The 25,715-nt window shown below is 65.3% G+C and carries 21 protein-coding genes and 1 pseudogene; 10 read left to right on the forward strand and 12 right to left on the reverse strand.

Going from position 1 to position 25,715, the window contains the following annotated elements:
• Positions 1 to 3: 3 nt before the first annotated feature.
• On the forward strand, positions 4 to 765 hold the full coding sequence (locus CYAGR_RS03175) for a DUF92 domain-containing protein (RefSeq protein ID WP_015108324.1): 762 nt from the start codon (positions 4 to 6) through the stop codon (positions 763 to 765).
• On the opposite strand, the gene CYAGR_RS03180 is transcribed toward CYAGR_RS03175, so the two are convergent.
• The 3 genes from CYAGR_RS03180 to CYAGR_RS03190 form a co-directional block, all read right to left on the reverse strand.
• Positions 689 to 1,687, reverse strand: coding sequence for a sigma-70 family RNA polymerase sigma factor (locus tag CYAGR_RS03180; protein ID WP_083891336.1), 999 nt, complete (start codon positions 1,685 to 1,687; stop codon positions 689 to 691). The genes CYAGR_RS03175 and CYAGR_RS03180 overlap by 77 nt on opposite strands.
• 142 nt (positions 1,688 to 1,829) lie before the next feature.
• On the reverse strand, positions 1,830 to 2,501 hold the full coding sequence (locus tag CYAGR_RS03185) for a GDSL-type esterase/lipase family protein (RefSeq protein ID WP_015108326.1): 672 nt from the start codon (positions 2,499 to 2,501) through the stop codon (positions 1,830 to 1,832).
• Positions 2,502 to 2,512: 11 nt separating this feature from the next.
• A complete protein-coding gene (locus CYAGR_RS03190) occupies positions 2,513 to 3,691 on the reverse strand; it encodes a pyridoxal phosphate-dependent aminotransferase (protein ID WP_015108327.1) in 1,179 nt (392 codons plus the stop codon).
• 83 nt (positions 3,692 to 3,774) lie between these two features.
• Between CYAGR_RS03190 and CYAGR_RS03195 the strand changes: the two genes are divergently transcribed.
• From CYAGR_RS03195 to CYAGR_RS03210, 4 genes are all read left to right on the forward strand, one after another.
• Entirely contained in the window at positions 3,775 to 4,485 is a 711-nt protein-coding gene (locus tag CYAGR_RS03195) for a uracil-DNA glycosylase (RefSeq protein WP_043326314.1), read from the forward strand.
• 30 nt (positions 4,486 to 4,515) lie between these two features.
• Positions 4,516 to 5,769: a (E)-4-hydroxy-3-methylbut-2-enyl-diphosphate synthase gene (gene ispG / locus CYAGR_RS03200; protein WP_015108329.1), complete on the forward strand. Its 1,254-nt coding sequence runs from the start codon at positions 4,516 to 4,518 to the stop codon at positions 5,767 to 5,769.
• A gap of 69 nt (positions 5,770 to 5,838) precedes the next feature.
• On the forward strand, positions 5,839 to 7,170 hold the full coding sequence (locus CYAGR_RS03205) for a S41 family peptidase (protein ID WP_015108330.1): 1,332 nt from the start codon (positions 5,839 to 5,841) through the stop codon (positions 7,168 to 7,170).
• The gene (locus CYAGR_RS03210) at positions 7,157 to 7,405 is read left to right on the forward strand and encodes a DUF6737 family protein (protein ID WP_015108331.1); all 249 of its coding nucleotides are present in this window, start codon (positions 7,157 to 7,159) and stop codon (positions 7,403 to 7,405) included. The genes CYAGR_RS03205 and CYAGR_RS03210 overlap by 14 nt, the downstream gene beginning before the upstream one ends.
• A gap of 24 nt (positions 7,406 to 7,429) precedes the next feature.
• Here CYAGR_RS03210 and CYAGR_RS18685 read toward each other — a convergent pair whose 3' ends face one another.
• The 6 genes and pseudogenes from CYAGR_RS18685 to mfd all read right to left on the reverse strand — a co-directional run bounded on the left by CYAGR_RS18685 (position 7,430) and on the right by mfd (position 19,439).
• The gene (locus tag CYAGR_RS18685) at positions 7,430 to 7,597 is read right to left on the reverse strand and encodes a hypothetical protein (protein ID WP_015108332.1); all 168 of its coding nucleotides are present in this window, start codon (positions 7,595 to 7,597) and stop codon (positions 7,430 to 7,432) included.
• Positions 7,598 to 7,655: 58 nt separating this feature from the next.
• Positions 7,656 to 8,897, reverse strand: coding sequence for a hypothetical protein (locus CYAGR_RS03215; protein WP_015108333.1), 1,242 nt, complete (start codon positions 8,895 to 8,897; stop codon positions 7,656 to 7,658).
• An 85-nt stretch (positions 8,898 to 8,982) separates the two neighbouring features.
• Positions 8,983 to 9,030: pseudogene (locus CYAGR_RS19550) on the reverse strand (hypothetical protein); the annotation flags it as partial.
• Positions 9,031 to 9,129: 99 nt separating this feature from the next.
• A complete protein-coding gene (locus CYAGR_RS03220; RefSeq protein ID WP_015108334.1) occupies positions 9,130 to 9,669 on the reverse strand; it encodes a hypothetical protein in 540 nt (179 codons plus the stop codon).
• Positions 9,670 to 9,741: 72 nt separating this feature from the next.
• Complete coding sequence (locus CYAGR_RS18110; protein WP_156818371.1) at positions 9,742 to 15,555, reverse strand: hypothetical protein; 5,814 nt, start codon at positions 15,553 to 15,555, stop codon at positions 9,742 to 9,744.
• 293 nt (positions 15,556 to 15,848) lie between these two features.
• Positions 15,849 to 19,439 carry a transcription-repair coupling factor gene (mfd, locus tag CYAGR_RS03230; protein ID WP_015108336.1) on the reverse strand — a complete coding sequence of 1,197 codons (3,591 nt, stop codon included), beginning with the start codon at positions 19,437 to 19,439 and terminating at the stop codon, positions 15,849 to 15,851.
• A 102-nt stretch (positions 19,440 to 19,541) separates the two neighbouring features.
• Between mfd and CYAGR_RS03235 the strand changes: the two genes are divergently transcribed.
• A complete protein-coding gene (locus CYAGR_RS03235; protein ID WP_015108337.1) occupies positions 19,542 to 20,423 on the forward strand; it encodes a hypothetical protein in 882 nt (293 codons plus the stop codon).
• 25 nt (positions 20,424 to 20,448) lie between these two features.
• Here CYAGR_RS03235 and gap read toward each other — a convergent pair whose 3' ends face one another.
• On the reverse strand, positions 20,449 to 21,444 hold the full coding sequence (gene gap, locus CYAGR_RS03240) for a type I glyceraldehyde-3-phosphate dehydrogenase (protein WP_015108338.1): 996 nt from the start codon (positions 21,442 to 21,444) through the stop codon (positions 20,449 to 20,451).
• 212 nt (positions 21,445 to 21,656) lie between these two features.
• Entirely contained in the window at positions 21,657 to 22,460 is an 804-nt protein-coding gene (locus tag CYAGR_RS03245) for a hypothetical protein (protein WP_015108339.1), read from the reverse strand.
• Positions 22,461 to 22,531: 71 nt separating this feature from the next.
• Between CYAGR_RS03245 and CYAGR_RS03250 the strand changes: the two genes are divergently transcribed.
• From CYAGR_RS03250 to CYAGR_RS03265, 4 genes are all read left to right on the forward strand, one after another.
• Positions 22,532 to 23,335: a TerC family protein gene (locus tag CYAGR_RS03250; RefSeq protein WP_015108340.1), complete on the forward strand. Its 804-nt coding sequence runs from the start codon at positions 22,532 to 22,534 to the stop codon at positions 23,333 to 23,335.
• Between the two features lie 13 nt (positions 23,336 to 23,348).
• Positions 23,349 to 23,696 carry a DUF6464 family protein gene (locus CYAGR_RS03255; protein WP_015108341.1) on the forward strand — a complete coding sequence of 116 codons (348 nt, stop codon included), beginning with the start codon at positions 23,349 to 23,351 and terminating at the stop codon, positions 23,694 to 23,696.
• Positions 23,697 to 23,916: 220 nt separating this feature from the next.
• Positions 23,917 to 25,179: a DEAD/DEAH box helicase gene (locus tag CYAGR_RS03260; RefSeq protein ID WP_015108342.1), complete on the forward strand. Its 1,263-nt coding sequence runs from the start codon at positions 23,917 to 23,919 to the stop codon at positions 25,177 to 25,179.
• Between the two features lie 66 nt (positions 25,180 to 25,245).
• Positions 25,246 to 25,443, forward strand: coding sequence for a hypothetical protein (locus tag CYAGR_RS03265; RefSeq protein ID WP_015108343.1), 198 nt, complete (start codon positions 25,246 to 25,248; stop codon positions 25,441 to 25,443).
• A gap of 33 nt (positions 25,444 to 25,476) precedes the next feature.
• On the opposite strand, the gene CYAGR_RS03270 is transcribed toward CYAGR_RS03265, so the two are convergent.
• Positions 25,477 to 25,674: a hypothetical protein gene (locus CYAGR_RS03270; protein ID WP_043325375.1), complete on the reverse strand. Its 198-nt coding sequence runs from the start codon at positions 25,672 to 25,674 to the stop codon at positions 25,477 to 25,479.
• Positions 25,675 to 25,715: the final 41 nt, after the last annotated feature.

The following is a 25,715-nucleotide window of genomic DNA, read 5'->3' on the forward strand; positions in this document are numbered from 1 at the left end:
GCCATGCCGCCGCTGCCGCCCCAGGACGCCCTGCACTGGCTGCGGGCCCTGGCGATCAACGGGCTGCTGATCGGCCTGGCCCAGCGGCTGCCCCTGCTCACCCCGGCGGGCTGGGTCCATGCCGGGGTGCTCGGCACCCTGCTGTGGGGAAGCCTGGGCTGGCGTGGCTGGCTGGCGGTGGTGTTGTACCTCGCCCTGGGAAGCGGGGTGACGAAGCTGGGGTTCCGGCGCAAGCAGGAGCTGGGCCTGGCGGAGGGCCGGGAGGGCCGGCGCGGGCCGGAGAACGTCTGGGGCTCCGCTCTGGTGGGCACGGTGCTGGCCCTGCTGGCCTGCCGGGCGCCGACGGCCGTGGTACCCCTGCTGCTGGCCGGCTTCGCCGCCAGCTTCGCCGCCAAGCTCGCCGACACCTTCGGCAGCGAGATCGGCAAGCGCTGGGGCCGTCACACTGTCCTGATCACCAGCCTCCGGCCGGTGCCCCCCGGAACCGAGGGGGCCATCAGCCTGGAGGGCACGGCCGCCAGCCTCCTGGGCAGCACCCTGATGACCCTGGCCATGGCGGCCCTGGGGGTGATCCGCGGCTGGCCGCTGGCGGCCCTGGTGGGCGGCGTCGGGGTGGTGGCCACCCTGGCCGAGAGCGTGGTGGGCGCCAGCCTGCAGCGTCACTGGCGCTGCCTCAGCAACGAGGTGGTCAACGGGCTGCAGACCCTGCTGGCGGCCCTGCTGGCGATGGCGCTGGTGGCATGGCTGCTGCCTGGGTCGGGCTGAGCGTCCCCTGGCGCCAGGCGAGGGCGGCGCGCCTGAGGCGATCAAGGGCGGCGTCGTGGCGGCGCTGGGCCTGGCGGGCCGGGATGCCCAGCTGCCGGCCCAGCTCCACCCACGTGCAGCCCCCATCGAGGCGGCCCACCAGCAACTGCCGCTCCCGCGGCTCGAGATCGGCCAGCTGGCCCCGCAGCCACTGGCGTTCGGCGCCGCGGGGGTCGCAGGGGGCCTCCAGCGGATCCTCGGCGACGGGGCCGGTGGGGGCAGCCAGCAGATCCAGCAGGCAGCTGGGCGCCTCAAGCTCGCCGCCCCCTGGGCCGAGGGGCGCATCCAGGCTGCGCACCGCGGCGGTCCGGCGGATCGCCAGGGCCTCCTCGAGCCGGGCCGGATCGCAGGCCAGCCGATCGGCGAGGGCGGCGGGCGGCAGCGGGTCGAGGCCCTGGCGGCGGCGCCCCTCCTGCAGGGCGAGCACCTGCTGGTGCAGGTCCCACAGGGGCCGTGGCGGGCGCACCAGGGGCTGGCGGTCCCGCCGCTCGCGGCGCATCGCCCCCTGGATATACGGCACCGCGAAGCTGCTGAGGCTGACGTTGCGGTCGGGATCGAAGGCCTCGACGGCCTTGATCAGGCCGAGGCTGCCCACCTGGGCCAGATCCTCGAAGGCCAGGCCGGCATCGGTGCCCTGGCGGCCGGCGATCGAGAACACGAGCGGCAGGTTGTCCTCCACCAGCAGGTTCCGCCAGCGCAGCCGGGTGACCGGATCGGTGGCATCGGCGTAGGCCCTGAGCCGGCGGCGGTTGCGGGTGTGGCGATCCACGATCGCCTCGGGGATCTCCCGGCAGCCGGCACAGAGATCCGGCGCCGGCAGCCGGCGGGTGCTCAGCACCACCGGTGCCGGAGGTGGGGGCGAGGGGGGCGGGGGGCGATCCATGGAAGAGGGCACGTGGGGTCCGTTTCTTCAGGGTCGCCGTTGTCCCTCGGCGGCGGTTCACCCCACCGAGGGAGCTCCTTTCACCCGAACGGGTGATGCCGGCGGCGCCGGCACGGGGAAGAATGCCTCCTGTGGTGGTGCCTCAGAAGCCGGCCGTCACGCTGCTGTGGAGATCCAGCCCGGCCCAGTCCAGCAAAGCCCTCCAGGAACGCAGACGCCGGTAGAGCTGGCCGTGGCCGTCGCTGTTGAGATGCAGGCCGTCGTTGCACAGCCACTGCAGCCAGTGGGGGTCGGCCAGCAGGCCATCAAGCAGCGGCAGGAAGGGCACGTCGGCCTCCATGCAGGCCTCCTCCAACAGGCCCTCATAGCGGCGCACCGTGGCCAGCTCGTACCAGAGCATCTCGGCGAAGGGCATCATGACCTCATCCACCGGGGTGAGACCCAGCACGAATACCGGGGCGATGGCCCGCAACCGGGGCAGCAGCTGCCGCAGGCCGAACAGGAACGCGTCGGGGGCCAGCTGGTGGCGACCGTCGGGCCGTCCCACCCGGGCCGTGTCGTTGAGCCCGATCGACAGCAGGATCCCCTGGGGGCGCTGGCGGCGCAGTTCGCCCCGGCTGGTCACCTCCGCCTCGGAGCGGGCCGCCAGCCGCTCCAGCCCATCCCCCCGCACCCCGAGGCCGTAGAGCACCGGGCCCTGGGGCAGCTCCATCCAATGGCGCCGCAGGCGCTCGCACCAGCCGCCCTGCTCGGGGTCGCCCCAGCCGTAGACGCCGCTGTCCCCGAGCACCACCAGCTTCTTCGGCACCTGCATCGGCAGGGCGATCAGAGACTGGCGCCGAAGCGGCGCAGCCGCTCCAGGCCGTCGTCGATCGTGGCCGGGGACGCCGCGCAGGACAGGCGGATGCAGCGGTCATCGCCGAAGGCGGCACCAGGCACCACCGCCAGCCCCACCTCCTCCAGCAGCCGGCCGCAGAGGGTCATCGAATCCAGGCCCCAGGCGCTGACGTCGGGGAAGGCGTAGAAGGCACCCTCGGGAGGCAGCAGCTTGAGGCCGCTGATCGCCATCAGGCCGTCGCTGAGCCGGGAGCGCCGACGGCTGAATTCGGCGGCCATGGCGTGGACGCAGTCGCGCGATCCGCTCACGGCCGCCAGGGCGCCGAACTGGGCGAAGCTGCAGACATTGCTGGTGCTCTGGCTCTGCAGGGCGCTGGCGGCGGCGACCACATGGCGGGCGCCCGCCAGCCAGCCGATGCGCCAGCCGGTCATCGCCCAGCCCTTGGCGAAACCGTTGACGATGAAGATCCGCTCGGCGAGGTCGGGCGCCACCGCCGCCAGGCTGTGGTGCAAATGGCCGGGGGAGAGCAGCATCTCGTAGATCTCGTCGCAGACCACCGCCACGGCGGGGTGGCGGCGCAGCACGGCGGCGATCCCCTCCAGCTCGGAGCGGCTGAGCACCATGCCGGTGGGATTGGAGGGGCTGTTGAGCACCAGCAGCCGGCTGGCCGGGGTGATCGCCGCCTCCAGCTGCTCGGGGCTGAAGCGGAACCCGCCGCTGGCATCGGTGGTGAGGCAGCGCACGCGGGCGCCGGCCAGGTGGGCCATCTCCGGATAGCTGAGCCAGTACGGGGCCGGCAGCAGCACCTCGTCGCCGGGGTCGAGCAGGACCTGGAAGAGGTTGTAGAGGGCCTGTTTGCCGCCGTTGGTCACCAGCACCTGGTCGGGGCGGGTGGGAACGCCGTTCTCCTGGCTCAGCTTGGCGGCGATCGCCTGGCGCAGCTCGGGTTCGCCGGCCACGGGCCCATAGCGGGTATGGCCGGCCTCCAGGGCCTCGGTGGCCGCCTGACGGATGAAGGCGGGGGTGTCGAAGTCGGGCTCCCCGGCGCTGAGGCTGCAGATGTCCTTGCCCTCGCCGCGCAGCTCGCGCGCCTTGGCGGTGATGGCGAGGGTGAGCGATGGCTGCAACGCCTGCGCCCGGGCGGAGAGCGTCAACGGGGCCGGCATGGCAGCGCGCGCCGTCTGGAGGGCGCGATTCGGCAATCCGGCCATCTTGCCCTACGCCATGCGCCATGGCGAAGAATGGGGCGATGGCCCCCGATCCTCTGCAACCGTCTCCCCTGCAACCGTCCCTCCTGGGTGAGGACCCCGCCATCGCGGACCCGGCCACCACGAAGCCCGCCGCCTTGGCGATCGACGCGCCCGCGAGGCCACCCGACCTCGCGGCGCTGGAGCGGGACTGCCGCGAGTGCCGCCGCTGCGGCCTGGCGGAGGGCCGCCAGACGGTGGTGGTGAGCCGCGGCGATCCGGCGGCCCGGCTGATGGTGATCGGCGAGGGGCCAGGCGCCCAGGAAGATGCCAGTGGCCGGCCGTTCGTGGGTCGGGCCGGCCAGCTGCTCGACCAGATGCTCGCCAGTGTGGGGCTGGACAGCGAGCGCGATGCCTACGTCTGCAATGTGGTGAAGTGCCGTCCGCCGGACAACCGCCGGCCCACGCCCCAGGAGATCGCCGCCTGCGCCCCCTGGCTGGCCGCCCAGATCGCCGCCGTCGACCCCGCCGTGGTGCTGCTGGCCGGCGCCACCGCCCTGGAGGGGGTGCTGGGAATCAAGGGGGGGATCTCCCGGCTACGGGGCCGTTGGCACCCCTGGCAGGGCCACTGGGTGATGCCGGTGTTCCATCCCTCCTACCTGCTGCGCAATCCCTCGCGGGAAAAGGGCTCACCCAAGTGGCTCACCTGGCAGGACCTGCAGGAGGTGCGGCGGCGCCTGCAGGAGGACCGACCGCCGACACCCTCTTTGTGACAGGCTTTGGCCATCACCGGCCCACGCGCGATGACCGGCACCCTGGCCACACCCTCCACCACCGCCCCGGGGACCTCCCCCCTCCCGGCCGACTGGGCCAGTGACCCCCGCTTCGACACAGTCATCCGCCGCCGCAAGACGCGCAGCGTCCGGGTCGGCGACGTGTGGGTGGGCAGCGAGCACCCCGTGGTGGTGCAGTCGATGATCAACGAGGACACCCTCGACATCGAGGGGGCCACCGCCGGCATCCGGCGCCTGCACGAGGCCGGCTGCGAGATCGTGCGGCTGACGGTGCCGAGCCTGGCCCATGCCAAGGCGGTGAAGGAGATCCGCCAGCGGCTGGAAGACACCTACCAACCGGTGCCCCTGGTGGCGGACGTGCACCACAACGGCATGAAGATCGCCCTGGAGGTGGCCCAGCACGTCGACAAGGTGCGGATCAATCCGGGCCTCTACGTGTTCGACAAGCCCGACCCCAACCGCACGGAGTTCACCCCCGAGGAGCTGGCGGCGATCGGCGAGCGCATCCAGGCCACCCTCGAACCGCTGGTGAGCCTGCTCAAGGACCAGGACAAGGGGCTGCGGATCGGCGTCAACCACGGCTCCCTGGCGGAGCGGATGCTGTTCACCTACGGCGACACCCCCCTGGGGATGGTGGAGAGCGCCATGGAGTTCATCCACATCTGCGACCGGCTCGATTTCCACAACATCGTCGTGTCGATGAAGGCCTCGCGGGCCCCGGTGATGCTGGCGGCCTACCGGATGATGGCCTTCCGCATGGACGCCGAAGGCTTCCATTACCCCCTTCACCTGGGGGTCACCGAGGCGGGCGACGGCGACTACGGCCGCATCAAGAGCACCGCCGGCATCGCCACCCTGCTGGCCGAGGGCCTCGGCGACACGATCCGGGTGTCGCTCACCGAGGCACCGGAGAAGGAGATCCCCGTCTGCTACGCGATCCTGCAGGCGATGGGGCTGCGCAAGACGATGGTGGAGTACGTGGCCTGCCCCAGCTGCGGCCGCACCCTCTTCAACCTGGAGGAGGTGCTGCACACGGTGCGCAACGCCACCGCCCACCTCACCGGCCTGGACATCGCCGTGATGGGCTGCATCGTCAACGGCCCCGGCGAGATGGCCGACGCCGACTACGGCTACGTGGGCAAGACCCCCGGCACGATCTCCCTCTACCGGGGGCGGGAGGAGATCCGCCGGGTTCCCGAGGCCGAAGGGGTGGAGGCGCTGATCGCCCTGATCAAGGAGGACGGTCGCTGGGTCGACCCCTGACCGGGGATCCCACCCCTGGCATCGGCGCTACGTTGGAACCACGTTTCAGACTCCTTGAGGATCCCCACCATGGGCAGAGCTCGCGCCACCGTCGTGGTGCTGGTTGGTCTCGGTGCCTGTGCCGCCACGGCGGTGATGGCCAGGGAGATGGTGCTGACCCCCACCGGAACCGTGTCGATCAGCGACAGTCCCAAGGAGGTGATGGACCAGGCGTGGCAGATCGTCTTCCGCGACTACCTGGACACCACGGGCAAGTACACGCCTGAGCAGTGGCGCAAGCTGCGCCGCAGCGTGCTCTCCAAGAGCTACAGCACCCCCAAGGACGCCTACGAGGGCATCCGCGGCATGCTCAGCACCCTTGACGACCCCTACACCCGCTTCCTGGATCCGCGGGAGTTCAAGGAGATGCAGATCGACACCTCCGGGGAGCTCTCCGGGGTGGGCATCCAGCTGAGCGTCGACAAGGAGACCAAGGAGCTGGTCGTCATCTCGCCGATCGAGGGTTCACCGGCCTCCAGGGCCGGGGTGCAGCCCAAGGACGTGATCGTCTCGATCGACGGCAAGAGCACCAAGGGAATGAGCACCGAGGACGCGGTGAAGCTGATCCGGGGCAAGGCGGGCACCACGGTGAATCTGGTGCTGCGCCGCAAGGGCCAGAACATCGACACCCCCCTGACCAGGGAGCTGATCGAGATCCATGCCGTCACCCACCAGGTGAACACGGCGCCAGACGGCAGCCGAATCGGCTACATCCGCCTCAAGCAGTTCAGCGCCACCGCCACCAAGGACATGCGGGCGGCGGTGCGGGACCTGGAGTCCCAGGGGGTGCAGGGCTACGTGCTCGACCTGCGCAGCAACCCCGGCGGGCTGCTGGTGGCGAGCGTCGAGATCGCCCGCCAGTGGATCAACGAAGGGATCATCGTCTCCACCAAGACCCGCGACGGCATCCAGGACGTCAAGCGGGCCACCGGCCAGGCCCTCACCACCAAGCCCATGGTGGTGCTGGTCAACGAGGGTTCGGCGAGCGCCAGCGAGATCCTCTCCGGCGCCCTTCAGGACAACAACCGTGCCGTATTGGTGGGCCAGAAGACCTTCGGCAAGGGTCTGGTGCAGTCGGTGCGCGGCCTGTCCGATGGCTCCGGCATGACGGTGACCATCGCCAAGTACCTGACCCCCCGCAACCGGGACATCCACAAGCACGGCATCAACCCCGACGTGCCGGTGAAGATGACCGAGCAGGAGGTGCAGCGTCTCAAGCTGGAGGACATCGGCACCAACCGCGACAGCCAGTACCGGGTGGCCGAATCCACCCTGCGCAAGCAGTTGCAGGCGGGTGCCATCCTGCAGAAGGCCTTCGAGCCCGGCAGTGCCAACCTGCCGGCGGCCCTTGCCAAACCCTGAGCCACACGAGCCGGGCACGGCGCCCAGCTCGGTCTGGGATCTCAAGCCGTGGTGGTGTCAGCCGTGGAGCATCCTGCTCACCGGCCTGGCCATCGTGACGGGCAGCTGGATGGTGCTGCACCTGTGGTGGATCACTGCCGGGGTGTCAGTGGTGATCACGGCTTGGTGGCTGCTGTTTCTGATCCTGATGCCGGCCGCCTGGAGACAGGAGCAGGCCGGCGGCAGCGGCAGCTGAAGAGCGGCAACGGAAGCCCGGAGATCAGGCCACGGGCTGCATCAGCCCGCCGCCGGGGGAGGAGTCGTCGTCGTCGTTGTTGCCGGCCGCGGACTGGAGCAGGGCGAAGAAACCGAGGCCGAGCACCCCGAGGAAGGCCGGCAGCAGGAGGGGATTCTGGGTGGCACCTGCGACCTCGATCAGCTCACCCATGTCGCCGCGTAACGAAAGATGACGCCAGCTTAACGGACATTCTCATCGGCTGGGCGTCTCAGTCAAAGACATGGCCGTGCTCGTAGCGCTCCGCCTGGCCCGCCGCCTCGGTGAGGGCCGCGACGTTCTCGCGGGTGAAGAAGCCGTCGTAGCCCAGGCAGCGTTCCACGTACTCGGTGATCAGCAGGGAGTAGGGCGAGCTGCGCGAGAAGATCTGGCGCAGGTTGGGCTGGTCACCGCATTCCCCCACCATGTCGGCGAGAAAGGAGATGCCCAGATCGCGCAGGGTGCGCACCACCATATCCACGTTCTTTTCGCCGTTGCTGTCGCCATCGATCACCTCATAGGCGATGTGATGCATGCGCCGGCCGAAGTTGCGCACATAATCCTCTGTGGGCATGGGCAGGTTGGTCAGGGAGTTGAGGTAGGAGGGGGTGTTGTTGGCGGTGAAGACACGGGCTGGGGAGAGCTTGTCGTCCCCCACCGAGGGATGGCGGGTGACGTTGGTGGAGGAGTTCATCTCGGCGATGTCATAGGAGCCCCAGTAGTAGTAGGGAACCATCGTCAGATATTCGAGGATGGCATCCTCCCGCTCACCCGCCAGCACCCGGGTGGCCAGGTGATCGATGCCCAGGATCTTGCCCTCCAGCCCGTGCTCCCGGTGGCGGCGGCCAGCCTCGGTGAGGGGCGCGAGGGCATCCGCATCGAGCAGCACCTGATCGCCCAGATCGAGGACCGCCAGGCCATCGAGGGGCCGATCCACATAACCGACCCGGTTGTAGGTGTAGTCGGAGAGGAAGGTGAAGCAGAGATGCTTGGAGGCGTAGAAAGGATTGGCGGTCTCCCCCGGATAGGCGAAGCGGATGTTCTGGGGCTCGAGGATGGCCCGCAGATCGTGGCAGGACGACACCGAAAAAATCTCGCCGATGTAGCGGGCGTTGGGCTTGTCGATCGAGAGGGGATACATCGCGTTCCAGCGCGTCACCTCATCCTCGAAATCGTCAAACAGCGGCTCCAGCACGATCAGGCGCGGAAAGGCCTCCCCCCCCTTGAGCAGATACATGCGGTGGGTGGCGTTGATCCAGCACTCCTGGTACCGGTAGGGGGTGGTGAGGGTGAGCTCCGCCAGGTAGGGCAGGCCATTGCCGTGGTCCACCTGGATCACGATCGCTGCCATCGGCCCCACCACCTGCTCCAGTCCGGAATCGGCTCTCCGGGCGTAGACGCGGGGCAGATAGTGCTCGAAGAAGGGGGTGTTGCGCTTGTCGCCCCGAGGCCGGTAGGTGGCGAGGTCGATCATCGGCTGGGGGCTGGCCTGCTGAGGTGGAGGGGGATGAGAACACCTGCAGCTGGGACAGGTTGCCGCTGAAGCCCGTGATCACAACGATGGCATCCCTTGTGGCCGAGAACCCTCCGGTGCTGTTGAAGCAAATGCCGCCTACAAAGCCCCAGGGTTCATGGACAAGGACGCCGTGGAGGTGATTTCAGGCCGTAGATGCGCCAGGACATCGCCCCAGACAATCTATCCCGCCTTACCTGGTGAGGGCTGAGCCACCGCCGATAGCCAGACGCCGCCGCAGCCGCCGCGACCAGCCGTATCCCATCCCCAGACCAAGGATGGGCAAGGGGCCCGGCACCGTCGACACGGGTGCCTGAGGTGTGCCTACCGCAAAGCGATACACCTCCTCTGTTGGTGTGGGAAAGATTCCCTGGGAATCGGCCGGCGGCACGATCAACTGAGCCACGCTCAGCACATCCCCCTGCTCGAAGGCAAAGGCAAAAAGCGGACCGAACTCGGAGAACGGCAGGTCATCCCCCAGCGGTCCGAGGCCAGAGCCTGCCTGCTCCGCAAACAGAGACGCCTGCAGTTCATCGCCCCACCACGGCATCAAGCCGCCATTGGCGAGGCTCTCGAAAAAGCCCGGCTGGCCATTCGGCGACATCTCGACGACAGAGAGCTCATAGCGCTGCCCGCCCACTAGCACCTGGAAGGCAGAGACTGGAGCCGCACTGAGCGACACGCTTGCGGTAATTGATCCGAGCAACACGGACGACAGCAGTGATTTATTCATGGAAGGAAGAAAGGAATCGGGAAAGGAAGGAATCAATGCCGCGCCTAGGAGGACAGCTGTGCAGAACCTGACCTATGCGGAGGACAGGGTTACGTAGAGAAATTGATTTGGACTCACTAGGCTGAGCTGGTCCAAGCGCGCCCCCTGCACGAAACCGATGGCCTCATCAAAGAACGACACCCGACTTGACATTGGGCGGCCAGGATTACGAGCATAGATGAACACGCCTGCGTTGCTTTGATAAGAACCACTTCCAAGCAGGTAGCTCTCGGGCAAACCGTACAACTGGATGCGATCGCCAACCTCGAAGTCGGTGATCACCGCGAAGTCGCCACGACCCTGACTGAGAGGGTTTCCATCATCGTAGAAAGTTCCATCACCATCCCCAAGAACGAAAATGTCAGGGCCACCGAGTCCAGTGAGCCGGTCGATTGAGCCTTTGCCCCTCTCGGCGCTAGGGGAACCAACAGGGACACCCCGGATAATGTCGGCAGCGGGGGTACCAATGATTGTGTCGCTGCCATTGGAGGGACTGCCTACCAATGGCTCACTGATTGAGAAGGTTGTTGTGGATCCAACCTGCTGGCTAAGGGAGCTGTCTGCAAAGAAGCGCAGCTCAACGGTTTCTGTGCCTTCAATCAAGCCGTCGCGGGCGATCACCCGATTGATACTGAGTGTTCCATCCGCCCCAATTACACCGTCGCCGGAGAGCGTGCCGCTCTGGAAATCTCCCGGGGTGATTCCTTGGCCAGACAAGGACCAGAAGTAGCTGGTTCCAATCGCCACATTGGAGGTCGCCAATGTGGCAGAAATGGCATCACCCTCAACCAAAGCCGTGGGTCCAGGTGTGACAGTGAAGGTGGGAGCAACGGGCAGGGATGGCACCGAGACCGCCGCAACCACAACAGCTTCAGCAAATCCCTGGCTATCGGTGTAATCCACCACCACCCGCACCTGCTTGCCCTCTTCTGCAGCTGTCAGCTGGTACGTGGCGACATCAATGCCCACGGCCTGCCAGCAGTTGCCATCGCTGCTTGATTGCCACTGGTAGGAGAACACTCCGTTGCCGTCAGGATCATCCGTGCTCAAGCTGGCACTGAGGATCGCCCCAACCGCTGGGTTGCCGCTGATTGAGAAGGTGGCAGCACCATCGTTCACGAACGGCACCTGTACTGGAGTTGACTGGACCCGCTCCACAAAGCCTTCCCCATCGGTGTAAGCCACCACCACCCGCACCTGCTTGCCCTCTTCTGCAGTTGTCAGCTGGAACGTGGCGGCATCAATGCCCACGGCCTGCCAGCTGTTGCCATCGCTACTCGACTGCCACTGATAGGAGAACACTCCGTTGCCGTCAGGATCATCCGTGCTCAAGCTGGCACTGAGGATCGCCCCAACCGCTGGGGTGCCGCTGATTGAGAAGGATGCAGCACCATCGTTCACGAACGGCACTGCCACCGGGCTCGTCTGAATCTGCTCCATGAAGCCTTCACCATCGGTGTAGGCCACCAACACCCGAACCTGCTTGCCTTGCTCGGCAGCTGTCAGCTGGTACGTGGCGGCATCAGTACCCACCGGCTGCCAGGCACTGCCGTCACTGCTCGCCTGCCATTGGTAGGAGAACAGCCCGTTGCCATCGGGGTCATCCGCAGTGCGGCTGGCGGTGAGGATGGCCCCCACCGCTGGGGTGCCGCTGATCGAGAAGGCTGCGGAGCTGTCATCAGATGGCGTATCGCATGAGCTTGCACCAACAACTCTAAGTACGATTCCATCAGTCTGTAGTTCGCTACGAAATGCAAGAGAATCACTAATCTTAAATCCATCTAGGCGCACTGATCCAACACCACTTGAAAAGCCTAAGATCTTGAATTCATCGTTTATCCTTGGCACAAAACCATTAGTGAGCGAAAGGCTGATTGACCCAGAGAAGTCTGCTTCACCACTGACAAATAGAGTATCGTAATCACCAGCGCTTGTACCACCAATTTCGATCTTGATAGTACCCGACGACAGTTGTTGGAGATTTCCATCAAAGAACAGCGAACCAATTCCACTACCGGGGTTGATAATGCTGCTGTTGACTACATCGCCGGAGATTACGCCATCGCCTTTAAGCATGCCACCACTAATTTGCATCTTCGACCCTTGCCCTAAGACGATGCTTCCACCATTCAACCAAGTCAGGCCATCAACCTGAGCATAGTCGGAGTTCTCGACATGAATAGATCCCTCCGCAACCTCAACTATTCCATGATTTTCTAACGCCATGGATATCTGCGATTCGCCACTTCCCGATCTCCTAAGTAAACCGTTATTCCGGAACATCGCATCAGGATGCCGACCAACAAGACTTGCACTCCCAATCAGCGCATATTCACCATCGTTTACAAATCTAACGCCTTGACTAGAATCTCCAAAAATGACGCCTTGGTTCTGAACTGAATCCTCAACATAACCGTAATTAACTATGTTACCCGTATACTGGCGCACGAACGAATTCTCATCGGTGATGATGAGGCGACCACCCAAGCCAATAGTCAAATCATCAATAATACCTGAGATCCAGTTAAGCTTTTGATTAAATTTGCCCCCTGTTAGCCTAGCTCCAAAGAAGTTGAAGTTGTCACCCTCAAAAATAGCATCTTCAGTTAGAATATGAGTTCCACTCCCTGACAAGTTGATGGTCCCATTTACGGCAACGTATTTTCCTGTGTATGTATGATCCGAGGCAAAGAATAGATCTCCTTCAGCAACCTCGACTGTTCCATGATTTTCCACTGCCATGAATATCTGCGATTCACCACTTCCCGATCTCCTAAGTAGACCGTTATTCCGGAACACCGCATCAGGATGCCGACCAACAAGACTTGCACTCCCAATCAGCGCATATTCACCATTGTTTACAAATCTAACGCCTTGACTAGAATCTCCAAAAATGACGCCTTGGTTCTGAACTGAATCCTCAACATAACCGTAATTAACTATGTTACCCGTATACTGGCGCACGAACGAATTCTCATCGGTGATGATGAGGCGACCACCCAAGCCAATAGTCAAATCATCAATGATACCTGAGATCCAGTTAAGCTTTTGATTAAATTTGCCCCCTGTTAGCCTAGCTCCAAAGAAGTTGAAGTTGTCACCCTCAAAAATAGCATCTTCAGTTAGAATATGAGTTCCAATCCCTGACAAGTTGATGGTCCCATTTACGGCAACGTATTTTCCTGTGTATGTATGATCCGAGGCAAAGAATAGATCTCCTTCAGCAACCTCGACTGTTCCATGATTTTCCACTGCCATGAATATCTGCGATTCACCACTTCCCGATCTCCTAAGTAGACCGTTATTCCGGAACACCGCATCAGGATGCCGACCAACAAGACTTGCACTCCCAATCAGCGCATATTCACCATTGTTTACAAATCTAACGCCTTGACTAGAATCTCCAAAAATGACGCCTTGGTTCTGAACTGAATCCTCAACATAACCGTAATTAACTATGTTACCCGTATACTGGCGCACGAACGAATTCTCATCGGTGATGATGAGGCGACCACCCAAGCCAATAGTCAAACCATCAATAATACCTGAGATCCAGTTAAGCCTTTGAGTAAATTTGGCCCCTGTTAGCCTAGCTCCAAAGAAGTTGAAGTTGTCACCCTCAAAAATAGCATCTTCAGTTAGAATATGAGTTCCACTCCCTGTCAAATTAATGGTCCCATTTACGGCAACGTATTTTCCTGTGTATGTATGATCCGAGGCAAAGAATAGATCTCCTTCAGCAACCTCGACTGTTCCATGATTTTCCACTGCCATGAATATCTGCGATTCACCACTTCCCGATCTCCTAAGTAGACCGTTATTCCGGAACACCGCATCAGGATGCCGACCAACAAGACTTGCACTCCCAATCAGCGCATATTCACCATCGTTTACAAATCTAACGCTTTGACTAGAATCTCCAAAAATGACGCCTTGGTTCTGACCTGAATCCTCAACATAACCGTAATTAACTATGTTACCCGTATACTGGCGCACGAACGAATTCTCATCGGTGATGATGAGGCGACCACCCAAGCCAATAGTCAAATCATCAATAATACCTGAGATCCAGTTAAGCTTTTGATTAAATTTGCCCCCTGTTAGCCTAGCTCCAAAGAAGTTGAAGTTGTCACCCTCAAAAATAGCATCTTCAGTTAGAATATGAGTTCCACTCCCTGACAAGTTGATGGTCCCATTTACGGCAACGTATTTTCCTGTGTATGTATGATCCGAGGCAAAGAATAGATCTCCTTCAGCAACCTCGACTGTTCCATGATTTTCCACTGCCATGAATATCTGCGATTCACCACTTCCCGATCTCCTAAGTAGACCGTTATTCCGGAACACCGCATCAGGATGCCGACCAACAAGACTTGCACTCCCAATCAGCGCATATTCACCATCGTTTACAAATCTAACGCTTTGACTAGAATCTCCAAAAATGACGCCTTGGTTCTGACCTGAATCCTCAACATAACCGTAATTAACTATGTTACCCGTATACTGGCGCACGAACGAATTCTCATCGGTAATGATGAGGCGACCACCCAAGCCAATAGTCAAATCATCAATAACACCTGAGATCCAACTAATTGTGTACTCCAGAATGCCAGTTAAAGTTGCTCCATCTAAATTGAGTTGAAACTGAGCGAGTTGGCCAATATCCTCGGAGAAGGTCTCAACGCCCGATCGAAGGAAGAGATTCCCGTCAAGATCTAGGTAAGTACTACCCTGCGAGGGTTGCGGGTTTTGACTATCTCCAGACTCGTAGAAGGCTGATATGATTAGCAGAAACTGATCATACAATCCTTCGTCCTTGAGTTTTTGATCAAATTCAGCTCGAGCAAAAGTCGATGTTGAGCTAATATAATCATTTGCTAGCTCCAAGATTCTTGGATAGGGGTCAAACTCGCCATCAAGCAAGGCTTGTGTTACGGGAATCTTTCCATAAGAGTTGTCGAACACCTGTAGCGGCACTGAGAAGACATCAGCGATTGGCTTTGCAACTCCATAGTCAATAAGCAACTTAACGACCAAGCCAGGAAACAAGCCGATAGGCCCGGTAACTGATAAGGAGGCACCGATACTAATCTCAATCAGATCAGTAATAAACTGTTGCCGTGACGAGGCCAACTCCCATTCGTTTCTGTCCTGAGCAACTGTATTTTGTACATCAGAAAAGAGACCGAAAATGTCCTTATATTCATAGAACGTGTATAGTACGCTTCCGAAGCCTGAAAGCTCAGATAGGCCATTAGCAGCCCCATTAATCACTATCGAAATAGCGATGATATCGACTGCTGATTCTTGACTATCATCTTGATCTAGATCTTCGCCAACGCCAAGGCCATTGGGTCTTCTGATCTCGAGTAGGACATCTCGCTGAAATGGCACTAATGTAAACATCTCGATACTCAGTTTCTGCGCGTCAATAGTTATTCCAGCGCTATCTGACTCAGAGTAGATCGATGATAGCTGCTCCTCTGACAACTTTCTGCCATCAAGAAATGCAGAGAAGAGATGACCTTCATCCCCTGGTGTATCGCTGGCATTCAAGTAAGCATCCAAATGATGCCCCAGCTCCTCGTTGAGCACAGCAATCGCTCGATCCTCGCTCGCCGATGCCAGCCAATCCCCATTTAGGTAGATCGTGCCGGTGCTGATCGCATAGGCCCCCGCCGCCCCAGGCAGGACCTCGCCCTGCAGCACCTCGATCGGCGGCAACCCAGAAAAATCCCCGAGCGCCCACTCGCCGGCCAGCCGTTCCAGCTCCTGAAGAACGTCACTCAGGAGGAGAGCTTCACGAGCTGCAGCGACAAGCGACCCATCGGCTGCCCACTCCTGCAATCGCGTCTTCCAGGCACCCAGGAGCTGCTCAAGGCCGAAAGTCAGGGGTGACAAAGATGGCTGCTCCTGTGATTGGCAGAGATCCGGGGGGCCTGAGCCGTGCCGGAAACGCAAACCTTAAGAACAGCTGAGCAAATGCTACAGCGGGATTGTCGCAAAACGTTTCAATTGTCAAAGAATATAACTGACTAGACGGTTCGTATGTGTTTGCCGCTACCTCAAGGCCTGCGTTCCTGCAGTGAGGGACTCTCCAGCACCTGTCCCAGTCAACGCACGATGGATGCGTCGTCCCCTCACACCACCAGCACCGCTTCGTTCTTCGCCTGCTGCGCCTCGTCCCGCTGCTCCGGTGTGCGCCCGTTGGCCTCGGGGATCTGGCCGGCCATGGCGGAGAGCCAGGCCATCAGCTGCTCGACCTGCTGGGCGGGGGACAGGGCCCCCAGGCCCCGGGCCAGCACCTTGGCGGTGCTGCCGGCGCCGCCCTGGTACACCAGCCGGCCGTGCAGGTGCTGGGGCAGGGCCTGGCGCAGGCGGCGGAAGGCGGGTTCCTCCATCGGCGTCTCCAGGGCGATGTTGGGCTTCTCCGGCTTGATCCGGGAGAAGCCGCAGCGGCGGGCCAGCAGCTTCAGTTCCATCAGCTCCAACAGGCTCTGCACCGGCGCCGGAATCGGGCCGTAGCGGTCGGCCCAGCCGGCGGCCAGCTCCACCAGGGCCGCCTTGCCGCCACATTCGGCGGCGGCGCGGTAGGCGGCCATCTTCTCGTCGGCTTCGGTGATCCAGTCGGCCGGGATGAAGGCCGTCACCGGCAGGTCGATCTGGGTCTCATCCACCGCCGGGATGTCCTGGCCCTGGATCTCGGCCAGGCAGTCCTGCAGCATCTCCATGTAGAGGTCGAAGCCGATCGCCTCCATCTGGCCGCTCTGCTCCACCCCCAGCAGGTTGCCCACCCCACGGATCTCCATGTCGCGCATGGCCAGCTGGTAGCCGGAGCCCAGCTGGGCGAACTCCTGGATCGCCCGCAGCCGCTGGCGGGCCGCCTCACTCAGGGAGGCATCGCCCGGATAGAACAGCCATGCGTGGGCCTGGATGCCGCTGCGGCCCACCCGGCCCCGAAGCTGGTACAGCTGGGCCAGACCGAACCTGTGGGCGTCCTCCACCAGGATCGTGTTCACCCGGGGGATGTCGAGGCCGCTCTCGATGATCGTGGTGCAGAGCATCACGTCGGCCTCGCCGGCGTTGAAGGCCACCATGGCGCTCTCCAGTTCCCCCTCCGGCATCTGGCCGTGGGCCACCTGCAGCCGCAGCCCCGGCAGCATCGCCCGCAGCTGGCCCGCCACCTCCTCGATGCCCTCCACCCGCGGCACTACGTAAAACACCTGGCCGCCGCGGTCGAGCTCCTGGCGGATGGCGCTGCGCACCGCCTCCTCATCGAGGCTGGCCAGGTGGGTCTTGATCGGGCGCCGCAGGGGCGGCGGCGTGGTGATCAGGCTCATCTCCCGCACCCCTGAGAGGCTCATATACAGGGTGCGCGGGATCGGCGTGGCCGAAAGCGTCAGCACGTCGACGTCCTTGCGCAGCGCCTTGATTTTCTCCTTCTGATTCACACCGAAGCGCTGCTCCTCGTCCACCACCAGCAGGCCCAGCTGGCGGAAGGCGGTGCCCTTGCCGAGCAGCTGGTGGGTGCCCACCACCACATCGGTGTTGCCCTTGGCCAGGTCGTCGAGGATCGTCTTGCGCTCGGCCGCGGTGCGGAAGCGGTTAAGAAGGGCCACCTTGAGCGGGTAGGGGGCGAAGCGCTCGCTCAGGGTGCGCCAGTGCTGCTGGGCCAGCACGGTGGTGGGGGCCAGCAGGGCGCACTGCTTGCCGGCGGTGACCGCCTTGAAGATCGCCCGGATGGCGACCTCCGTCTTGCCGAAGCCCACATCGCCGCACACCAGCCGGTCCATCGGCTGGTCCCGCTCCATGTCGCGCTTGACGTCCACGATTGCCTTGAGCTGGTCGGGGGTGGGGTCGTAGGGGAAGGAATCCTCCAGTTCCCCCTGCCAGGGGCCGTCGGGGGGGAAGGCAAAGCCCGGTGCCTTGTGGCGCTCGGCGTAGAGCTTCACCAGATCCATCGCCACCTTGGCCACCGCCTTGCGGGCCCGCTCCTTGGCCTTGGTCCAGGCCGTGCCGCCCATGCGGTTAAGTTCCGGCGGGCTGTCGCTGCTGGCCCGGTAGCGGCCCAGGCTGCCCAGCTGGTCGGCGGCCACCCGCAGCAGCCCGTCGGCGTACTGCACCACCAGGTAGTCGCGGGCCTCGCCGCCGATGGCCAGCTTCTCCAGCTTCAGGAAACGGCCGATGCCGTGGTTGCGGTGCACCACGAAGTCGCCGGGGAGCATCTTGTTGGGATCCACCGTGCGGCTGGCCGCCTTGCGCCGCCGGCGCACGTAGCCGCCGGCGGCCAGGCTGTGCTGGCCAAAGATCTCCCGGTCGGTGAACAGCACCAGCTTCCATGCCGGCAGCTGGAACCCCTCCAGTTCGGCGGTGCCGCGCAGCTTGAGGGCCACTGGTGTGGCCTGCTCCACCAGCCGCTCGATGGCCGGGAAGTCGCGGGCGTTGGGAACGAAGCGGGTGACACAGTCGTGCTCCTCCAGCAGGGCCACGGCCCGTGACGGCTGGGCCGAGACGATCCAGAGCCGGGCCTTCTCGCGCAGGTGCCCCTTGATCTGCTCCGCCAGGCGGCCGAACTGGTTGGGATGGGCCGGCACCGGCCGGCTGGCCAGGTCGAGCACGTTCGGGTGGCGGTCGCTCTCGTGCAGCTCCGCCAGATCGAAGCCTGTGAACGCCTCCGCCTCCGCCAGGGCCGCCGCGATCGGCCTGTGCAGCAAGCCCGGCAGGGGCAGGGGCGGCTCGCCTTCGGCAGCCTTCACCACCTCACCGTGGTGCTCGGTGGCATGGTCGAACCATTGCTGGCCATGGGCCAGGCACTGGCGCCGCTCATCGATCGCCACCAGGGTGCCGGCGGGCAGGTAATCGAGCAGGGAGGCCGGTGTTTCCCAGGCCAGGCCCATCAGCCGCCGCATCCCCTCCGGCGTGCCGCCCTCCAGCAGCTGGTCGAGGGCGGCGGGCTCCAGCAGCCGCTCCAGGCCGTCGGGCATCCGCTGCCGCAGGGCCTCGGCGATCAGGGGGGCGTAGCTGGTGGGGGTGAGGCGCACCCGCTCAATCACATCCAGGGAGCGCTGGGTGGCCGGATCGAACTCCCGCAGCTTCTCCAGGTCTTCACCGAAGAGCTCCAGCCGCACCGGCAGCTCGGCGCTGACCGGAAACACATCAACGATGTCGCCCCGGCGGCTCCAGGTGCCCTCCTGCTCGATCGTGGGCACCTTCTCGTAGCCCAGGCCGGCCAGGATGAGGGCCAGCTGCTCCAGATCCAGCCGATCGCCCCGGCGCAGGGTGAGGCAGCGGGCCGCCAGCTGGGGCGGCGGCGGCAGGTGGGGCTGCAGGGCCCGCTCGGTGGCGACCACGGCGAAGCGGCCACCGCCGCCGGCACCCGAAGCCCCCTCCCCGTCGCCCACCAGCTCGGCCAGCACCTGCAGCTGGCCCCAGGTGATCTCGCTGGTGGGGTCGAAGGGTTCGTAGGGGGAGCCCTCGCTGGTGGGATAGAGCTGACACAGGGGCCAGCCCATCAGCTCCAGCAGGGAGGCCCAGCGGCCCGCCTCCTCCAGGGTCGGCACCACCACGAGCAGGGGGGCCTCGCTGGATCCCGCCATGGCACTGGCCACCAGGGCCCGGGCCGCCCGTCCCGCCCCACTCAGCCGCAGCCGCTCGGGCCGCTCGCAGCGCGCCCTGACCTCGGCGGTGAGGGTGGCGGCCTGCAGCTGGCGCACAAGGGCGTGGAGGGGCATCGCGAGGATGGGATCAAACCGGTGGCGATCCTCGCAACCACCGCACACCGCCGCGACGTCCCGGCCCCTTTGCCGTCATGCTGGTGGCCGGTCTGCCGAGCGATGGCCCGCTTCCGTTGTCCCACCTGCCGCGGTCGTCCCCTGCGGATGGAGCATCCCTACACGGGCCTCCCCCGCTGCGGGCGCTGCGGGGACCTGCTCGAGCCGAAGCCCCGCCATGGCCGCGCCTGGGGGCTGGCCGGCGGGGTGGCCGTGCTGGTGCTGGGGGGAGCCGCCCTCTCCGGCCTGCTCGAGCCAATGGGCAGCCTGCCCGAGCAGGCGCCCGAGATCACCACCCGCCTGCTGGAGCGCTTCGATCCGGCCCCCGATCCGAGCCTGCGGCCGATGGCCCTGATCGAGGGGGGCCTGCTGGAGGACCTCAAGGAGGCCGACCGGCAGTGGATCCCCAGAGCCGAACCCCTGGCCGGCGGAGGTATCCGCTTCCTCTACCGCCGCCGGGCCGGTGAACCCGAACTCTCGGTGGATGAGCTGCAGGCGCTGATCGACGCCCCACCGGACCACGACGAGAAGCGCCGCGCCATCGCCGAGCTGCTGAGCGTTCTCGAGCAGGCCGGGGTGCAGGTGCAGCTGGCGGAACCGAGAAAGACGGGGGCCGCCGGGGAATGGGACCACGCCGCCCGCACCCTGCGGATCAAGCCCGCCGTGGTCGACAAGGGCACCGTGGATTTCGCCCAGGTGCTGAACCACGAGGCGATCCATGTGGCCCAGAGCTGTGCGGCGGGTGGCCTGCGCTCCGTTCCCCGAACCCTGGGGCTGAGCCAGGAGGTGCCGGCGGAACTGAAGCTCCACCTCGACGATCCCCTCTACGCCGGGGCCTCCGACTGGGAGAAGGGCCTGGAGCGCGAGGCCTACGCCAATCAGCGCCAGATCGAGCTGGGCGCCACCCTGGTGCGCAGCCATTGCCGCGTCCGCGCCACGGGCTGAGGAGCGGGTGGAGCGGCTGGGGCCCTCAGCCGGAGATGTGGGCGATCAGGTCAAGGCACTTGCTGGAGTAGCCCCACTCGTTGTCATACCAGGCCACCACCTTCACGAAGGTGTCGGTGAGGGCGATGCCGGCGGAGGCATCGAAGATCGAGGTACAGGTTTCGCCGAGGAAATCGGTCGAGACCACCGCATCCTCCGTGTACCCCAGGATCCCGGCCATCGGGCCGGCGGCGGCCTCCCGCATGGCGGCCTTGATGGCGTCGTAGCTGGCGCCCCGCTCGAGGTTCACCGTCAGGTCCACCACCGACACGTTGGGGGTGGGAACCCGGAAGGCCATGCCGGTGAGCTTGCCGCTCAGGGCCGGGATCACCTTGCCCACCGCCTTGGCCGCACCGGTGGAGGAGGGGATGATGTTCTGGCCGGCGCCACGGCCACCGCGCCAGTCCTTGACCGACGGCCCGTCGACCGTCTTCTGGGTGGCGGTGGTGGCGTGCACGGTGGTCATCAGGCCATCGCGGATGCCGAAGCTGTCGTGCAGCACCTTGGCCATCGGCGCCAGGCAGTTGGTGGTGCAGGAGGCGTTGGAGACGATGTCCTGGCCCGCATAGGTGGTGTGGTTCACCCCCATCACGAACATCGGCGTGTCGTCCTTGGAGGGGGCCGACATCACCACCTTGGAGGCCCCCGCCGCGATGTGGGCCCGGGCCCGTTCATCGCTCAGAAACAGGCCGGTGGATTCGAGCACCACGTCGGCGCCGACATCACCCCAGCGCAGGGCGGCGGGATCGCGCTCCGAACTGATACGGATCCGGCGGCCGTTGACCACCAGCGCGCCATCGTCGACAGCCACCTCACCGACGAAGCGGCCATGGGTGGAGTCGTAGCGGAGCATGTAGGCGATGTAATCGACATCGATCAGGTCATTGATGCCCACCACCTCGATGTCATCGCGCCCGCAGGCGATGCGAAAGACGAGGCGACCAATGCGTCCGAACCCGTTGATGCCGATCCTGATGGTCACCGGTGGATCTCCCGAGGCAAGACAGGGAAATCAGCGTCGCACGCAGCCGGCGGCCATCGGCGGAGCCGTGCAGGCCTTTGTCGCCAGATGAAACGGGCTCAGGGTGAGGCGGGCTGGGGGATCTCGGCCTGGGGGCGCAACGGCAGGCGCAGGGCACGGGGGCTGGCCCCTGCGTGGCATCACAGGGCATCGGCCCCCGCCGCGGATCAGGATCAGTCCTCGAGGCCCGGGGTCGCCGGCTCCTCTGCGGCGGCCCGCATCGTCTCCTCCTCCAGCAGCATGTTGAAGCGCAGCAGATCGGCGTCCTTCAGCTGCTGGCGGCTGCTGACGCCCATCCGCTTCTCGAGGAAGCTCCGGCCCATGCTCCCGTCCCAGCCCAGCAGCTGCAGCAGCTGGTTGCACTGCTCGAGCAGGTCGGCCCGCCGCAGCGGCACCGCCGCCGTGGTGGGGTCGCAGCCGGGCTCGAGGGTCTCGATCGCCTGCAGGTAGGCGATCAGGTCGGCGTAGACGGTGATGCGGTCGCGGCTGGGGTGGCCGAAGCAGCGCTGCAGATAGGCGGCCTCCCGCTCCCGGTCCCAGCCGAGGCGGCGCAGCTGCAGATCCAGATGGGTGAGTTCGGCACTCCAGTCCTGGGGTTCTTCCGCGGGACTCGGGGAGGCGGGCAAGGGCGCCACTGCCGCGGGAGCCGCAGGCGCGGGCTCCGGTGGTGCGGGCACCGGTGGCACGGGCACCGGTGGCGCGGGCGCTGGAGGTGAAGCCGGCGCTTCCGGCGCCGGGGGTGGGGTCCGGGCGGCAGGAGCCCGGCCCGCTGCGGCAGGAGCCAGCCCAGCAGCTTCAGGGGCCGGTCCGGAGCACTGGAGATGGGCCAGGAGGCGGGCCCTGGCCCGGTCTTCGGCTTCTTCGGCATCCCCCGCCTCCCCCAGGGCGCTGCCCAGGAAGCGTTCCCCGTCACGGGCCGAGACCAGCACGACGCGGCGGCCGCCGTCGCAGTGCAGCAGTCGGACCTGAACGTGCATGGGGGCGGGAGGCACCGACGGTCTTTCTAGAGTGCTCCTTTGAAGCCTCCAGGGCCGAGCGAACGCCAGGAATGGAAGTGGAATCGGTGGAGAGCCTCACGCCCCTGCTGCAGCCACTGCTGCAGGAGGCGGACCAGTGGGGCGAGGTGCTGCTGCTGCTCCTCCTGCTGGTGGGGCTGGAGGCGGTGCTCTCCGCCGACAACGCCATCGCCCTGGCCGCCATCTCCCGGCGGCTGCATGATCCGGTGCGGCAGCGCATGGCCCTGAATCTGGGCCTGGTGCTGGCGTTGATCTTCCGGCTGGCCCTGATCGCCCTGGCCAGCCAGGTGCTGGCCTTCTGGCCCCTGCAGCTGCTGGCTTCGGCCTACCTCCTTTGGCTCTGCGGCCGCCACCTTCTCGGCAAGGACGACGGTGCCGACGACAACGGTGCCGGCCAGGAAGCGGCAGCGGCCGACCCCGCCGCTCCCGCTTCCCACCACGGCCCGGGCCACCCCCACCACGGCGCCACCCTGGGCTCCATCGTGGCCACCCTGGCCCTCACCGACCTGGCCTTCTCCCTGGACAGCGTCTCGGCAGCGGTGGCGGTGACCGACCGGCTGCCTCTGGTGATGGCCGGCGGGGTGATCGGCATCCTCGCCCTGCGGCTCACGGCCGAGCTGTTCCTGCGCTGGCTGGAGATCTTCCCCCACCTGGAGACCGCCGGCTACCTGGCCGTGGGCCTGGTGGGCCTGAAGCTGCTGCTGCGCCTGGTGCTGCCGGCCGTGGAGGTGCCGGAATGGGCCCTGCTGCTGGTGGTGGCGGGCCTGTTCGCCTGGGGCTTCTCCCTGCGCATGGAGTCGTCGTCCCTGCCCGGACCGGGCAGCGGCGACGCCTGAGGCCAGCGGAGCGATGCGGATCGAACTGCGCCAGATCGACTCGGACCGGCTGATCACCACGATCGAGATCGACGACCTTGGCGACGTGCCTAACCCGGGTCGCTGGCTGACCGTCGACGCGGGCAGCTTCCTGGTGCTGCAGCGCCGCCACCGCTACCGCCTGCGGCAGGGCCACTACGAGCTGGCGACAGTGGCGCTGCAGGTGAAGCCCCAGCGACGGCCAGCCGATGCTCTCTGGTGGAACGGGACCTGGGTGATCGGTGACCCCCACTGCCGCTTCAACGCCCGCAGTCCCCTGCTGCGCTGTGCGGTGCTGCCGGAAGGCCCCTGCGAGCGCTGCAGCCATCGCACACCCTGCTGAGGCGATGGCGCCGCCGGCCGGTCCTAGGCTGGGCGCCACTCCGTGTTCGCGCCCGATCACCGCCCCTACCTCCAGGCCCCAGGCCCAGGTCACCCGGAGCCGACGCAGCGGCAACGGCACCTCCCCCACCCCCGCTTCGGAGGCCGCCCCAGTCGCTGCTTCCCCGGCGGCCGCCGATCCGCTCACCCCCAGCCACTCCGCCACGGGTCTGAACCCTCCGGTGGCCGGACTGGCGACGGATTTCGCCGTGTTGGGTCTCTCGGAGCCGATCCTCAAGGCCGTGGCCGCCAAGGGCTACAGCAGCCCCTCCCCGATCCAGCGGCAATGCATCCCCGCCGTGCTGGCGGGCCACGACGTGATGGCGGCCGCCCAGACGGGCACCGGCAAGACGGCCGGCTTCACCCTGCCGATGCTGGAACGGCTGCGCCACGGTCCCCATGCCCGCGCGGGCGTGGTGCGGGCCCTGGTGCTGACGCCCACCCGCGAGCTGGCGGCCCAGGTGGCGGACAGCGTCACCGCCTACGGCCGCTACCTGGATCTGCGCTCCGACGTTGTCTTCGGTGGCGTGAGCGCCAACCCCCAGATGCAGCGGCTCCGCCGCGGTGCCGATGTGCTGGTGGCCACCCCCGGCCGGCTGATGGACCTGCACCAGCAGAACGCCCTGCGGCTCGACCGGGTCGAGATCCTGGTGCTCGATGAAGCCGACCGGATGCTCGACATGGGCTTCATCCGCGACATCCGCCGGATCCTCTCCCTGCTCCCGGCGAAGCGTCAGAACCTGCTGTTCTCAGCCACCTTCTCCACCGAGATCCGCCGGCTGGCCACGGGCCTGCTGCACACCCCGGTGCAGCTCCAGGCCACGCCCGAGAACCAGGCCGCACCCCTGGTGGAGCAGGTGATCCATCCCTGCGACATGGACCGCAAGGGGGATCTGCTCAGCCACCTGATCCGCACCAACGACTGGGGTCAGGTGCTGGTGTTCTCCCGCACCAAGCACGGCGCCAACCGGCTGGCAGAACGGCTCGAGAAGGAGGGGCTCGGGGCGGCGGCGATCCACGGCAACAAGAGCCAGGGGGCCCGCACCCGGGCGCTGGCGGAGTTCAAGAGCGGCGAGGTGCGGGTGCTGGTGGCCACCGACATCGCCGCCCGCGGCATCGACATCCACCAGCTGCCCCACGTGGTCAACCTCGACCTGCCCAACGTGGCCGAGGACTACGTGCACCGCATCGGCCGCACCGGCCGGGCGGGCCAGAACGGCCATGCCATTTCCCTGGTGGCGGCCGAAGAGCATGAGCTGCTGCGGGCCATCGAACGCCTGGTCGGCTCCCCCCTGCCCCGCCAGGAGGTGGCGGGCTTCGAGCCCACCGTGCTCTCCGCCCCGCCCCTGGATCTCAGTGGCGGCCGGGGACGCCGCAGCCAGGGCCCCCGCCACGGGCAGGGCCAGGGCCACGAGCGCGGCCGGCGCCGCAGCGGTTCCCGCTGAACGGCAGTGGTTGTGACAGCCTCCGCCGCCTCCCTAGGGTGAAGTGAGGATCTGCCTCCTTCCGACATGCCCTACGAACCCGGATCCACCCAGTGCCGCGTGCTGATCGACTGCAAGGCCCAGATCGAAGGCATGCTTCTCGCGCTGGAACGCATCGACAACAGCCGCCACATCCGTGACCAGCTGGTGGCCGTGCACAACCAGCTGGAGGGGCTGCACGAACTGCACCGGCGCCAGCCGGAGGAGCTTGCCTCCGGCAGCTGAACCCGCAGCGGAGGCCGCCCGCCCGGGGCAGGCTCATCCAGCCCCAGACCTCTCCTCCCCCCGGGCACGGTGCTCCCATCCCTGGCAGGCCGCATAGGCACCGGCCAGGGTGGGGCTCATCACCCGCTGTCCCGGGCTGAGCTCATGGCTCGCCACGTAGCACCCCAAGGTGTCTCGGAAAATCCGGCAGCCGGAGCCCGTGCTGTTGACGAAGGAAAGATCGCTGGCCATGGCATCCCCACCCATTCACTGGTTTCGGTCTACTGCCTGCG

This window comes from Cyanobium gracile PCC 6307, from assembly GCF_000316515.1.
Lineage (GTDB): Bacteria > Cyanobacteriota > Cyanobacteriia > PCC-6307 > Cyanobiaceae > Cyanobium > Cyanobium gracile.

Coding starts and splice junctions, on each gene's coding strand:
- CYAGR_RS03175 (WP_015108324.1), top strand. CDS start 4: ATGCCGCCGCTGCCGCCCCAGGACGCCCTGCACTGGCTGCGGGCCCTG.
- CYAGR_RS03180 (WP_083891336.1), bottom strand. CDS start 1,687: ATGGATCGCCCCCCGCCCCCCTCGCCCCCACCTCCGGCACCGGTGGTG.
- CYAGR_RS03185 (WP_015108326.1), bottom strand. CDS start 2,501: ATGCAGGTGCCGAAGAAGCTGGTGGTGCTCGGGGACAGCGGCGTCTAC.
- CYAGR_RS03190 (WP_015108327.1), bottom strand. CDS start 3,691: ATGCCGGCCCCGTTGACGCTCTCCGCCCGGGCGCAGGCGTTGCAGCCA.
- CYAGR_RS03195 (WP_043326314.1), top strand. CDS start 3,775: ATGGCCCCCGATCCTCTGCAACCGTCTCCCCTGCAACCGTCCCTCCTG.
- ispG (WP_015108329.1), top strand. CDS start 4,516: ATGACCGGCACCCTGGCCACACCCTCCACCACCGCCCCGGGGACCTCC.
- CYAGR_RS03205 (WP_015108330.1), top strand. CDS start 5,839: ATGGGCAGAGCTCGCGCCACCGTCGTGGTGCTGGTTGGTCTCGGTGCC.
- CYAGR_RS18685 (WP_015108332.1), bottom strand. CDS start 7,597: ATGGGTGAGCTGATCGAGGTCGCAGGTGCCACCCAGAATCCCCTCCTG.
- CYAGR_RS03215 (WP_015108333.1), bottom strand. CDS start 8,897: ATGATCGACCTCGCCACCTACCGGCCTCGGGGCGACAAGCGCAACACC.
- CYAGR_RS03220 (WP_015108334.1), bottom strand. CDS start 9,669: ATGAATAAATCACTGCTGTCGTCCGTGTTGCTCGGATCAATTACCGCA.
- mfd (WP_015108336.1), bottom strand. CDS start 19,439: ATGCCCCTCCACGCCCTTGTGCGCCAGCTGCAGGCCGCCACCCTCACC.
- CYAGR_RS03235 (WP_015108337.1), top strand. CDS start 19,542: ATGGCCCGCTTCCGTTGTCCCACCTGCCGCGGTCGTCCCCTGCGGATG.
- CYAGR_RS03245 (WP_015108339.1), bottom strand. CDS start 22,460: ATGCACGTTCAGGTCCGACTGCTGCACTGCGACGGCGGCCGCCGCGTC.
- CYAGR_RS03250 (WP_015108340.1), top strand. CDS start 22,532: ATGGAAGTGGAATCGGTGGAGAGCCTCACGCCCCTGCTGCAGCCACTG.
- CYAGR_RS03255 (WP_015108341.1), top strand. CDS start 23,349: ATGCGGATCGAACTGCGCCAGATCGACTCGGACCGGCTGATCACCACG.
- CYAGR_RS03265 (WP_015108343.1), top strand. CDS start 25,246: ATGCCCTACGAACCCGGATCCACCCAGTGCCGCGTGCTGATCGACTGC.
- CYAGR_RS03270 (WP_043325375.1), bottom strand. CDS start 25,674: ATGGCCAGCGATCTTTCCTTCGTCAACAGCACGGGCTCCGGCTGCCGG.